10 protein-coding genes are annotated in these 13,467 nt (G+C 33.7%); 6 read left to right on the forward strand and 4 right to left on the reverse strand.

All coding sequences use genetic code 11. The annotated features are described in order from the left end of the window. Positions 1–156: 156 nt before the first annotated feature. Both WBF61_RS01635 and WBF61_RS01640 read right to left on the reverse strand, forming a co-directional pair. A complete protein-coding gene (locus tag WBF61_RS01635) occupies positions 157–1,566 on the reverse strand; it encodes an ISLre2 family transposase (protein ID WP_424253329.1) in 1,410 nt (469 codons plus the stop codon). Between the two features lie 114 nt (positions 1,567–1,680). Beyond that, on the reverse strand, positions 1,681–2,637 hold the full coding sequence (locus tag WBF61_RS01640; protein WP_424253331.1) for a magnesium transporter CorA family protein: 957 nt from the start codon (positions 2,635–2,637) through the stop codon (positions 1,681–1,683). Between the two features lie 301 nt (positions 2,638–2,938). Between WBF61_RS01640 and gndA the strand changes: the two genes are divergently transcribed. From gndA to WBF61_RS01655, 3 genes are all read left to right on the forward strand, one after another. After that, positions 2,939–4,372 carry an NADP-dependent phosphogluconate dehydrogenase gene (gene gndA / locus WBF61_RS01645; protein ID WP_424253333.1) on the forward strand — a complete coding sequence of 478 codons (1,434 nt, stop codon included), beginning with the start codon at positions 2,939–2,941 and terminating at the stop codon, positions 4,370–4,372. Positions 4,373–4,682: 310 nt separating this feature from the next. Further along, on the forward strand, positions 4,683–5,375 hold the full coding sequence (locus WBF61_RS01650) for a response regulator transcription factor (RefSeq protein ID WP_424253335.1): 693 nt from the start codon (positions 4,683–4,685) through the stop codon (positions 5,373–5,375). Further along, positions 5,372–6,892 (forward strand): HAMP domain-containing sensor histidine kinase, encoded by a 1,521-nt coding sequence (locus WBF61_RS01655; protein WP_424253337.1) that lies wholly within the window; start codon positions 5,372–5,374, stop codon positions 6,890–6,892. Before WBF61_RS01650 ends, WBF61_RS01655 begins: the two co-directional genes overlap by 4 nt. 37 nt (positions 6,893–6,929) lie before the next feature. Here WBF61_RS01655 and yidC read toward each other — a convergent pair whose 3' ends face one another. Next, positions 6,930–7,859: a membrane protein insertase YidC gene (yidC, locus tag WBF61_RS01660; protein WP_424253338.1), complete on the reverse strand. Its 930-nt coding sequence runs from the start codon at positions 7,857–7,859 to the stop codon at positions 6,930–6,932. A 71-nt stretch (positions 7,860–7,930) separates the two neighbouring features. Next, positions 7,931–8,206 carry an acylphosphatase gene (locus tag WBF61_RS01665; RefSeq protein ID WP_424253340.1) on the reverse strand — a complete coding sequence of 92 codons (276 nt, stop codon included), beginning with the start codon at positions 8,204–8,206 and terminating at the stop codon, positions 7,931–7,933. 211 nt (positions 8,207–8,417) lie between these two features. Here WBF61_RS01665 and WBF61_RS01670 point away from each other — a divergent pair, with 211 nt between their 5' ends. From WBF61_RS01670 to WBF61_RS01680, 3 genes are all read left to right on the forward strand, one after another. Then, complete coding sequence (locus tag WBF61_RS01670; protein ID WP_424253341.1) at positions 8,418–8,708, forward strand: DUF1033 family protein; 291 nt, start codon at positions 8,418–8,420, stop codon at positions 8,706–8,708. Between the two features lie 33 nt (positions 8,709–8,741). After that, a complete protein-coding gene (locus tag WBF61_RS01675; RefSeq protein WP_424253342.1) occupies positions 8,742–10,829 on the forward strand; it encodes a DNA topoisomerase 3 in 2,088 nt (695 codons plus the stop codon). Between the two features lie 160 nt (positions 10,830–10,989). Continuing rightward, positions 10,990–13,314 (forward strand): DNA translocase FtsK, encoded by a 2,325-nt coding sequence (locus WBF61_RS01680; RefSeq protein ID WP_424253344.1) that lies wholly within the window; start codon positions 10,990–10,992, stop codon positions 13,312–13,314. The last annotated feature ends 153 nt before the right edge of the window (positions 13,315–13,467 follow it).

Below are 13,467 nucleotides of genomic sequence, written 5' to 3' on the forward strand. Positions count from 1 at the left end.
GTTTGTGTCAAGTTTTTCTCGAGCGCTCTATCACCATGCTAGTTTAGACGTTTTATTTTTGTACACTCATTAGCTACCGCACGGCTACGCCGCTTGCTGGCCCATCTTTTGGAAGAATATTCCTAAAACCAGGAACCTTCTCCCAAAAGACAGGAATTAACGAAAACTTTTAATTAATTGTCCTATTGCCGATGAACGAGAGGCATACAACGGAATGGTCCCATTTTTTACCCTGACTGACTGCCGTGTTTTCTCATGCAATAACGACGATAAACGAACCGTTTGGTTCACTTTACGTTGTTTTCTCGCACTTCGTTTTTGTTGGTGAAGATAGGCTTCACGCAAGGTGTGATTGAACATCCCTTGTTTTACCTTTACCATAGCTTCGCAACCATCTGCGCTCCAATGCATTCCTCGCTTTTTCATGCGAAAAGAGATACGTCGTTGATTGGACTCCATTGCGCCTAAACCTCTTGCGTCCTTCGGCGCTTGTTCTACTTTTTCGCGCCAATCGAAAATCCGATCCCAATTTCGTACTACATAGGTTCGAAATGTAGTCAGTTTTTCCACTGCAGAAGTTTCATCTAGCGTACTTTCATACGTATCCAACCAAATAGTTAACTGATCTAAATCATGCGTCTTTAATGCTTGCTTGACCTGCTGTTTAAAAATGGTAGTTTTCACGCCAAATGCACGGTTTAACCCTTGAAAAACATGATAAGAGTCTAGCTGATTTAAAACAGGGTAGTTCGATTGAGAAAAAGCTTCTTGGAATTTGTCTGCTGTATACCCTTGTCCGCCGTCACTATTTGTAATGATTTGAGCTTGTTGTAAGGCATAATGATTCGCTGTAAAGGCTTGAATCTCTGCCCAAAAACCAGCGGTTTTTTTGGTCGTCATAATGGCTTTAGGTTCCTTTAAAGAGACGCGTTTCCCATTTTTATCCCAGCCTTCATAAAGGATGGCATGACGAACTTCTAAGCTTTTTTTCTTTTCTGTCCCACGGACAAAGACTCCATCAGCCTCGGCGTACAAATAGTCTACCTTTTTTCCTTCCGGCAACTCAGCTGCTTCTTCTAGTTCCAATACACTCTCTTCATCTTCGCGTGCTTGTGCGGATCCAACGCGTTTGAGAAGACTACCGACTGTTTGATGACTAATAGTAACAGCTGTCCATTCATTTAGCATATCTGCAGTATCTCTATAAGTAACTTTACTCGCCAACTCTGCTACTTTTACTTCTACTAGTGGACTATGGCGTTGATATTTCCGGATACCTAACCAGTCATCTAGCGGATAATGATTTTGACTCTCTTGATCTATCATCAAGGTACGACGATAACGAACAGGACCAAAAATAAACTGAACGGTTTTCCAGTCTTCTCGTTTCACTTTCCAACCTTCTCCTTGTTTCTGCTCCTTGACCACCTGATTGAGATGAGTGAAGACATCTCCTACTAATTCAGCGAATACTTCATACATACAGACTTGAATAGCTTCTTCTGTCTCTATTAAATTGCTTGAATCCTTTATTATTTTGTAAACCTTTGATATAATATTATTCATAAGAAGGCCTCTTTCATTTATGTATTTGCCGCTCAAGCATACATTTATGATAGAACGCCTTCTTTCTTTTTGCTAGTAAAAAATAATAGTATCTCGAGAACTATTTTACACATACTAGAAATAATTATTTTTCTTTAAGATCCAAGTTGTTAAGAAGCTAATAAAAAGGATTAGAAACATAATAATCCAAAAGGCATTTGGACCTTGGTCAATTGGCAAGTTAACATTCATACCCCAGATACCTCCAATAACAGTGGGTATCGTCAATACAATTGTAATGGACGTTAAAATCTTCATAATATTATTTAGATTGTTTGAAATAACAGATGAAAAAACGGCACTAATTTGTTTTAAAAGTATAGAAATTTCTTCAATCATAACTTCAGCCTGTCTGTTTTCAACAATAACATCATGAAGCAAATTACGATTTTCTACTTTTTCAGTAAAAGCTTCAATTTTTTTAAGTTCATTAAAAATAGGATGACTTGCATGAATAGAAGAATTAAAATAAATAAGACTTTTTTGTAGGGACATCAAAGCAAATAATTGCTCATTTTCAGTAGATTTCGTTAACTGTTGTTCCATAGATTCTGTTTTTTTTATGATTTCTTTCAAGAAAAAAATATATTGAGAAGAAATTTGCCAAGCAACTTCTAAAACAAAAAGCTCTTTCTTTTTTACGTTTACTGGGTAATCAGTTTTATTGCTAATGATTTTTTCTAAAAACAAAGGGACATCTTCAGCAGCGGTTATAAGTGTATTTTTAGTTAAAATTATAGCTAAAGGAATGGTTATGTATTCATCATAACCTAATTTATTTATTACTTTAGAAGGATAATTGAAGATAATTAAATTGGGTTCTATCGCTGGATCTATTCCTAGTTTCTCTTCTCGTGCGATTTCATCAGGATCATTGACGCAAGATAAATAGTCTTTAGGAATACTGAACCTACTTGCCAAGTAATCAATTTCTTCACTAGTTGGATTTGTTACATGAATCCAATCACATGACTGGTCTTTTGTTCCATTAACTAAATGTCCATCAGAATCAGTATAATAGGATTGATACATTATGAACCTCCTCATTCAATAAAAATAGTTGTATTAATAGATTAATCATACACTATTTCAAGTGAAATAAGATGCAATATAGTTTCTAATATGAAAAAAAGTTGAGTATCAATAAAATAAATAAGAAGTCATTATATTGGAGTGAAATAGTTTAGTTCATTATTTTGAAAAAGAAGGATAGGAATAACTAAGAATAAGTATTCCTTACTTTTAATTTCGCTGTATTTTTGGTAGGATAGTAAGGTCAGAAGAAACGTAAAATTTAAACAGACACTTAAGTATTAAAAGGGGGAAATTACCATTGAGTAAACAACAAATTGGTGTAGTAGGAATGGCAGTAATGGGTAAAAACTTGGCTTTAAATATTGAAAGTAGAGGGTATTCAGTTTCTATATTTAACCGAACTGGATCAAAAACAGAAGCTGTTATTTCTGAGAATCCAGATAAAAATTTAGTTCCAACCTATACAATGGAAGAATTTGTAGGGTCGTTAGAAAAACCACGTCGTATTTTACTAATGGTTCAAGCTGGTAAAGGAACAGATGCAACTATCCAAGGGCTTTTACCACATCTTGATACAGGTGATATTCTAATTGATGGAGGAAATACTTTCTTTAAAGACACAATTAGACGTAGTGAAGAACTAGCTGAATCTGGTGTTAACTTTATTGGTACAGGTGTTTCGGGTGGAGAAGAGGGTGCTCTACTAGGACCAGCAATTATGCCTGGTGGACAAAAAGAAGCATACGACCTTGTAGCTCCAATTTTAGAAAAGATTGCTGCAGTTGCTGAAGACGGTCAACCTTGTGTAGCTTACATTGGACCTAATGGAGCAGGTCATTACGTTAAAATGGTGCATAATGGAATTGAATATGGCGATATGCAATTAATTGCTGAATCATATGACTTATTGCGTAAAGTAGCTGGATTATCAGTTGATGAGGTAGCGGAAGTCTTTGCGGAATGGAATAAGGGAGAATTAGATAGTTTCTTAATTGAACTTACAGCAGATGCATTAACTAAAAAAGATCCGGAAACAGGAAAACCAATGGTAGACATTATTTTAGATCGTGCAGGCAATAAAGGAACAGGTAAATGGACATCACAAAGTGCGTTGGATCTAGGTGTACCGTTACCTTTAATTACAGAATCTGTTTTTGCTAGATACATTTCGGCCTTAAAAGATGAACGTGTAGAAGCAAGTAAAATACTACCTGAACCAACAGCCTATTCATTTGATGGAGATAAGGCTATTCTGGTCGAAAATATACGTAAAGCCCTATACTTCAGTAAAATAATGAGCTATGCTCAAGGGTTCGCTCAAATGCGTACTGCTAGTGAAGAGTATGATTGGAACCTACAATATGGAGAGATTGCTAAGGTTTTCCGCGCAGGATGTATTATTCGTGCTCGCTTCTTACAAAAAATTACAGATGCTTACGATAAAAATCCAGAACTAAAAAACTTAATGCTAGATGACTACTTTTTAGATATTACAAAAAATTATCAAGATGCAGTGAGAGATGTGATTGGTATTGCTGTAAAATCAGGTGTTCCAATACCAACATTTTCTTCAGCAATTGCCTACTACGATTCTTATCGCTCAGCTAGATTACCAGCAAATATTATTCAAGCTCAAAGAGATTACTTTGGTGCACATACGTATGAAAGAACCGATAAACCCGGGACTTTCCACTTTGATTGGTATGGAGAAAATGGCCAGGAAGAATTATAAGCAGCTTAATTAATTTGATAAAGAAATCCCACAGATTGTGTCTTATGCAATTCTGTGGTTTTTTTTTTGAAATAAATAAGTCTATCTATTTGTTTTAATGACTTATTTAAATAAGTCTTAACAAAAACTTTAGCTGAAAATAGCGTTTAAAAAAATAACGTGACAATAAAAAGTTTTAAACTTCTCATTTAATTTTAATTTATGGTAAAATCATAATAACATTATGAGAATATCATTGAGAAAACTAAAGTAACATGGTATTGTAACAAAGGCAAAGACCAGTGAAAATAGAAGAAATGGTGGGAATTGAATGAATAGAATATTAATTATTGAAGATGAGAAAAACCTAGCTCGTTTTGTTGAATTAGAATTAAAACACGAAGGATATGAAACTGAAGTACGATATGATGGTCGTTCAGGATTAGAAGCAGCGTTAAACAAAAAGAAGAAATGGGATGTCATCTTATTAGATTTAATGTTACCAGAACTAAATGGTATAGATGTCTGTCGTCGTATCCGTCAAGTAAGTAACGTCCCGATTATAATGATGACAGCGAGAGATTCTGTTATCGATCGTGTAAGTGGGTTAGATCATGGTGCGGATGATTACATCGTAAAACCTTTTGCTATAGAAGAATTATTAGCAAGAATGCGCGCACTCTTTCGTCGTATTGAAATTGAGAATGAACAAAACGTTACGAAGCAAACAACTGTAAGTTATCGTGATTTAATAATCGAAAAAGAGAACCATGTTGTTCATCGTGGAGATAAAGTAATTGAATTGACTAAAAGAGAGTATGAATTGTTGTTGGAATTAATGGAAAACGTCAATGTTGTTTTAGCAAGAGACATTCTGTTGAATAAGGTCTGGGGATACGAGTCTGAAGTTGAAACGAATGTTGTAGATGTGTATATTCGTTATTTAAGAAATAAAATTGATGTTCCAGGTGTTGATAGTTATATTCAAACAGTTCGTGGGACAGGTTATGTGATGCGTACGTGATAAAGCCTTATTTTAATAGAAATGATAAAAAACGCATTTCTTTAAAATGGAAATGGACAATTGGCGCTACTTTGGCGATTTTTTTGACATATACTATCTTTACCGTAGCAATATTTATTGGTTTTAGGCAAATTATGTTAACTGAAGAAACGCAAGATGTTAAAGAAATTTTGGTTGGTGTTACGAATCGTTTAAACGGCGGTTCAAATGCATTGTCAAAGGAAAAAGTTTTCTTAAGCTTAAGTGGAAATTATACTTTTAGTGCACTTGAACTAGGGGAAGAATACGACCAGAGAAACTTAGTTTATGGACAATCTAGTAATTATCAAGATACAATATTTGCTAAAATGAATGAAGAAGGGGTAGTGGTTAGAGTTTACAGCCCTACTTCAAGATTATTGTTTGAAACGGAACCAAAAGATATTCCATTTAAAAGAACTGCACAACTTTTAATAGAACCTATTAAGATTAAGAATAAAGAAGGTCTCCAAGGAATTGCGCCAATTTATTCTAGAGTGACTCAAAATTTAATTGGTTATGTACAAGTAAACAATGAAATGGTTAATTATCATCAAATGAGTGAAAAAATTCTATGGGCTATAGGTGGTATTGGTATTTTAGCGTTAGTATTTAGCGCGGTTCTTGGTTATTTATTAGCAGTTAACTTTTTGAAACCAATAAAAAAAATTACGAATACAATGAATGATATCCGTAAAGATACCCAGTCTACTTCTAGAATTGAGTTAGACGAAGGTAATGATGAGTTGACTCATCTATCAATTGTTTTTAATGATATGTTAGATAGAATGCAAAAGTACATTGAGCAACAAAAAGATTTTGTGGAAGACGTTTCTCATGAATTAAGGACGCCTGTCGCTATAATGGAAGGACATTTAAAACTATTAAATCGATGGGGAAAAGATGATCCTGAAATATTAGATGAGTCGTTACAAGCTTCACTGCAAGAAGTAGAGAGAATGAAAAGTTTAGTTCAAGAAATGCTTGATTTATCAAGAGCGGAACAAGTTGAAATTCATTATAAAAATGAGAAGACAGCTATTAAACCTTTAGTTCTACAAACAATAAATAATTTCAAACTTATTTATCCTGATTTTGTATTTAATTTAGATGACGATATACGAGAGGAAACAGATGTTTCAATCTATCGGAATCATCTAGAACAAATCTTAGTCATTATTTTAGATAATGCTGTAAAGTATTCCTCTGACAGAAAAGAAATACATGTTTCTATTGCTTCTGATAATCAAAATGTAGATATTGCTATTCAAGATTTTGGAGAAGGCATGACACAAGAAGATACAGAAAGAATTTTCAATCGTTTTTATCGTGTTGATAAAGCACGAAGTCGATACAAAGGCGGTAACGGTCTAGGTTTAGCAATCGCAAAAGAATTATTAACGGGTTATAAAGGAACTATTTTTGTTGAAAGTGTTCTAAATCATGGATCTATATTTAGAATTAAAGTGCCTATTTATTTTAAAAAAATAGAAGAATAAAAAAGATTTCTGCCCTTTAAAGGGCAGAAATCTTTTTTTATCTTCGTTGTTGTTTGCCAGCATTACGTCCAGAATCAGTATTAGAAGAATGTGAACGAATTTGTTTATTCGTCAATTCCTTAGGCTGTTCTGAAATAGGTTCAGCTTGTTTGATAACACGTTCTTTTTTTGGACGATTTTTCATTTCTTCAGCAATTTCAGCTTGTATTCTAGGTTTATAATAAAAATTAGTAAGCATTGTCTGGAAAACTCCGAAGAATCCACCAACTAACCAATACAGACCTAACCCAGCAGGAGAAGAAATAGTAAACATTAAAATCATAATTGGATTCATGTACATCATCGTTTTCATTTGTTTCTTTTGTTCAGGTGATAGGCCAATCATAGACACATAGGCTTGAACCAAGTAAATTAAACCAGCGGCAATAGCTAATGGAATATTTCTTGTACCTAGGTTAATTCCAATAAATGTACTTGTAGCAATAGGCTCGGACAAACGAATAGCTTGGAACATTGCAGTAAAGATAGGCATTTGAATAAGTAACGGTAAGCAACCAATACCGCCTAACATACTCATATTGTTATCTTTGTAAAGACTCATCAGTTCTTGTTGAGCAATAGCTTTTTCTTCATTTGTTTTTGCTGCTTTTTGTTTAGCTTGAATAACATCTAGCTCAGGCTTGATAACAGCAGTTCTTTCTTGTTGAGCTAATGATTTTCTTGATTGACTAAGGTTTAAAGGCAAAATAATGATTCTAACAATTAAAGTAATAATGATAATTGCGAATCCATAACTTCCATTAAAAGTATCTGCCAACCAAAGGATAAGATCTTGCGTTGGGACGACTAAAAACTCGTAGATAAAACCTTCAGGATTTCCTTGTTTGTCTGTACTCATACAACCAGAAAGAAAAAGCATGACGCTTAAAAGCGATCCAGTCAAGAGGTATTTATTTAATTTTTTCATTGCTCACTATCCTTCATTTTAAATGTTTTTACCAATAACAAATCCAACTATACAGGATATATGAATCGATTTCAATTAGTTATAGAAAATTTAACTCTTTCAGGTAGAGAAGAATCTTCGGTAACTTCTAATTTATTCACTTTAGCACTTGGAGAGGGAGACTTTTTTATTTTTTCTATGAATTTATCTATTTTAAGAGAGTCTCCATTTGCTTCAATATAAACACTGCCATCAGATTGATTTCTTACAATTCCAAAAATACCGATTTGATCTGCAATCATTTTGGTCATAAAACGAAAACCTACTCCTTGAACGCGTCCTATTGCAGTCATCCTCACCTTTTTCATTTGTTTACCCCCAACTTCATTTGTTTTTTTTGAATCAAGAATAGATGGATATTTTTTTAATCTTTGAAAGAGATTTATGATATGAATCTCCTCCTTTCATAAACGTCTTGTCTTCTACATTTTATAAGTCAGAAGCTAATCCGTCAACTATTCAAAGTGACATATGATATAATTAAGAAGTATAGAATAGAATCAATTTGAGGTGATAAATTTGTTTCAAGTAGTAGAATTGCAAGGAGAGTACGAAGCTTGGTGGTTTTTTGATGATTGGAAAGAACAAATTAAGCAAATTAAAACCTTTGAGTCATTTGATAAAGCGTTAGATGAATATCAGCAAGCAGTTGCGATTCTTCAAATTGAGTATCCAGAATATCGAACCAAAAAAAAATACCTATCCTCATTTTGGAATGAAAATCAAAATAGATATTGTCCAGAATGTGAAGATGATATACAAATTTTTCATAGTGTAATGTTGTTGGAAGAATACCAAGTAATTGAATAAAAAAGATGAATATAATAGAAGAAAAAGAAAGGGATGAATATGAAAACTTTAATTATTGCTGAAAAACCGAGTGTAGGAAAAGAAATTGCCCGAGTTTTGGGAGCAACTAAGAATAACAAAAGTTATATTGAAGGCGAGGATGTCATCGTAACCTGGGCGTTAGGCCATTTGTTGGGACTTAAGATGCCTGAAGACTATAAATCAGAATGGGCGACATGGAATATGGAAAGTTTGCCGTTGATTCCAGAAGAAATGCAAATAAAACCGTTAAAAAATACGGCTGCTCAATTAAAATCTATCAAGCAGCTTTCTCAAAGAAAGGATGTAACAAAAGCCGTAATTGCAACAGATGCTGGACGGGAAGGCGAACTAGTAGCGAGATGGATTCTAGAGTATATTAAGTTTAAAAAACCAGTACAGCGTCTTTGGATATCATCGCAAACAGATCAAGCTATTAAAAATGGATTTAAACAGTTACAACCCAGCGGGAAATATGATGACTTATATGATGCAGCAATTGCTCGCTCTGAAGCAGATTGGCTAGTAGGTTTAAATGTTACAAGAGCTTTAACTGTGAAATACGAAGATAGCTTGTCAGCAGGTAGAGTACAGACTCCAACATTGGCAATGGTCAGAAAACAAGAAGCTCGTATAGAAGATTTTGTAGCAGAAACATTTTATACTATTCAATTAACTATTAATGGTCAAATTGCACTACTAAGTAGTGGAGCTCCAGATAAAATAAAGGATCAAGCTGAAGCTGAGAAAATAGTCAGCCACTTAAATAAACAAACAGTTAAAATAAAAGAAGTAAAAGAAAAAATTCAAACTCACCTTCCACCCTTACCTTACGATTTAACGGAGCTTCAGAGAGAGGCGAATCAGCGTTATCAATTCTCCGCTAAGAAGACATTGAGTGTAATGCAAACTCTTTATGAACGACACAAAGTTGTTTCGTACCCAAGAACAGATTCTAAATATTTAACTGTAGATATGAAAGAAACAATGAAAGAACGTTTACAAGCTGTCCAAAGTTTTGCAACCGAAGAAATAAGAACTATTATAAAAAATGGATCAAAAGCAACACAACTGTCTATTTTTGATAATGCTAAAGTCACAGATCATCATGGAATTATTCCAACCGAAGAACGTGCACGGATTGAAAAGATGGACCAAGATGAAATGCGTATATATCGTATGGTTGTGGAACGATTTATTGGTTTATTTCTGGCACCTTATAAAGTAGCTCAAACAACTTACTTGCTAACAACTTCAGATGCTGCCTTTAAGTTAAAACAAGAAGTCGTTTTAGAAAGCGGCTGGAAAAAATTGGAATCTACAAAAGAAAAACGACGTTTTAAAGAAAATGAAAAGATTGATAATCCAGTTTTTAAAGTAAAAAAAGAATTAACTAAAGCACCTGGAAGATTGACGGAGTCTTCTTTACTTCAAGCAATGGAAAAGCACAATTTAGGAACTCCTGCTACACGCGCTGAAATTATCGAAAAGCTAATAAGCAGTGAATTAATGGAGAGAAAAGCAACAAAGCTAACTGTTTCGCCTAAAGGAAAACAGTTGTTAACATTAGTTAATCCAACATTGGTTACACCTGAATTAACGAGCCAGTGGGAAAAATCTTTAGAACAGATAGCCACTGGAAAATTAAAAAAAGAGGTGTTTTTAAAACAAATAAGAATAGAAACACAAAAATTAATTAAAGAAATAAAAACTAGCGAACATTCTTATAAAGACCATTCCCTTACAACTAAAATTTGTCCAGAGTGTGGGGAACTATTGAAAGAAAGAAGTGGTCGAGAAGGTAAATTATTTGTTTGTAGCAAAACAACGTGTTCATATAGACGTTTTAAAGAACCTAAATTATCTAATAAACGCTGTTCACAATGCCATCGTAAAATGGAAATTCATGAAGGAAAATCAGGGAAATTTTTTAAATGTAAATACTGTAATATTTCTGAAAAGATGGATTTTACAAATAATAAAAAAATAACAAAACAGGAAACAAAACGTTTAATGAAAAAAGTTAATAAAGAAGCTCAAGAAGAAGTTGAAAGCCCTTTGGCATTAGCGCTTAAAGCGGCTATGGAAAAACAAGAGAAATAAAATATAGGTTTATGTTGGATAGGATAGCTCTATTTCTGATTAGATCAGAAATAGAGCTTATACTCTCTGACATGGGCTTTTTTTATTGTAAAAGTCAGATTCCACTTTCTATTTATTTTGTGTATAATGAGTTAGGAATGCCAAAGGAGGTTAGTTTATTGTGGCTACGAAGAAAAAGAACTATAAGAAAAAAAATAAAAAACATTATTTCTCAACTGAAATTATAGGAATAATATTTATCATACTAAGTTTGCTTGCAGCTTCACAACTTGGTTTTATTGGAGTACTAAGTGCTAATTTATTTCGTTTTTTTGTAGGAAATACATTTATTTTTGCTGCCTTATTGTTAGGTATATACGGAGCTTATCTAGTTTTAAAAGGGACAGAGCCACCATTTAAAAATAAAAGAATAATAGGATTAGGGCTAGCTTATGCGGGGACATTAGTATTGTACCACGTTCAGTTATTTGCACCGATTATGGATACAAATTTAAATGTTGTTTCAGCATCATTGCGTTTTTTTATGGTTGATATGGCAAAAAATCAGATCACTCAGTCATTAGGAGGAGGAATGATTGGAGGAATACTATATTCGGCTAGTTACTTCTTGTTTTCACAAGTAGGAACTTATTTCATAGTAGGAATTTTATGGTTTATTAGTTTCTTTATGATTTTTGATTTGTCTTTCAAAAAATTTATAGACTATATTCGATATTATTTGAAACAATTGGTTAACTACTTACGTTTATTACTTAATAAAACAGGATTATTTATTACTAAACAATGGGGAAAGTTACTAGAACGAAGGAAAAATCATAAGCCAATAGATTCGACAGAGGCAAAAAAATCAGAGAGTTTCCATTCACTTGAAAAAAAACCTCTAGAAAATAAAACGAGTCTATCAAATGACTTCAAGCCGCTGGAAATTGATAGTTATCAGAGTCAACAAGAGAAAAGTAAACCTCAAAAAAAAGTAGAGTCAAAAGAAAACTCTTTAGATAATCAAGAATTAAAATTTGACATAGCGTCAGAACCTGAAAATATTGATTATCAATTGCCGCCACCTAGTATACTAAATGAGGTAGAGCAAACAGATCAAACGAATGAATATGCGTTGATTCAACGAAATGTAAAAAAACTTGAAGAAACGTTCAAAAGTTTTGGAGTAGATGCTAAAGTTACAAAAGCAAATCTTGGACCGGCAGTAACAAAATATGAAATACAGCCAGCTGTCGGAGTAAAGGTAAGTAGAATTGTGAGTCTCAGTGATGATATTGCATTAGCGTTAGCAGCTAAAGACATTCGAATGGAAGCCCCCATTCCAGGAAAACCCTTTATTGGGATTGAGGTTCCAAATAGTGAGGTAAGCCTTGTCTCGTTTAGAAATGTAATTGAAGGACAAGTAAAAAATAATGAAAAATTATTAGAAGTTCCACTAGGTAGAGATATATCGGGTAATGTAGCAATGGCTGATTTAACTAAGATGCCCCACTTGCTCGTAGCTGGATCAACTGGAAGTGGAAAATCAGTTTGTATTAATGGCATTATTACTAGTTTACTTATGAAAGCTAAACCAAATGAAGTGAAATTAATGATGATTGATCCTAAAATGGTTGAATTAAACGTGTACAATGGTATTCCTCATCTACTAACTCCTGTTGTTACAAACCCTAAAAAGGCTGCTCAAGCTTTACAAAAAGTTGTACTAGAAATGGAACAACGTTATGAATTGTTTGCGGCTAGTAGTCAGCGAAATATAACGGGGTATAATCAATTTATTCTGGAAAAAAATTTAGAAAATGGAGAAGGAAATCCGACTTTACCATTCATTGTGGTAGTAGTAGATGAGTTAGCAGACTTAATGATGGTCGCTAGTAATGAGGTAGAAGATGCGATTATTAGACTTGCTCAAATGGCTAGGGCTGCTGGTATTCATATGATTTTAGCAACTCAAAGACCAAGTGTGGACGTAATAACAGGTATTATTAAAGCAAACGTACCCTCAAGAATTGCTTTTGCAGTATCCAGTGGTACCGATTCACGAACGATTATTGATAGTAGTGGAGCAGAAAAGTTACTTGGAAGAGGAGATATGTTGTATCTGCCTATGGGAGAAAATAAACCCGTACGTGTTCAAGGAGCCTTTATATCTGATGATGAAGTAGAACGAATAGTCAAATATGTAACTCAACAACAAGGAGCTAATTACGTAGAAGAAATGATGCCTGTTGACGAACCTGAAACAATCAGTGGAGAAGTTCAAGATGAGATTTACGAGGATGCTGTAGAAATGATAATCGATATGCAAACGGCTAGCATATCGTTATTGCAAAGAAGATTTAGAATTGGATACAATCGTGCAGCGCGTCTAATTGATGAGATGGAAATGCGTGGGATTATTGGACCCTCGGAAGGAAGTAAACCAAGGAAAGTTAACATCACAGAAGTTCCTGGAGACCCGGATAAAGATAATATAGAAAATTAAAAAAATTGATTCATGTTGCATAAGGATAGATTTACAGCAATAAAAAACGTCATATATGAGAATAGCATTAAAATGTGAACGTTTTTCATGAAAAACGTTTACATTCATCGTTTTATTGTTTATTTTATTAATTAAAGATGGTATCATATTTAT

It is taken from the genome of Carnobacterium sp., from assembly GCF_049673005.1.
In the GTDB taxonomy this organism is placed as follows: domain Bacteria; phylum Bacillota; class Bacilli; order Lactobacillales; family Carnobacteriaceae; genus Carnobacterium_A.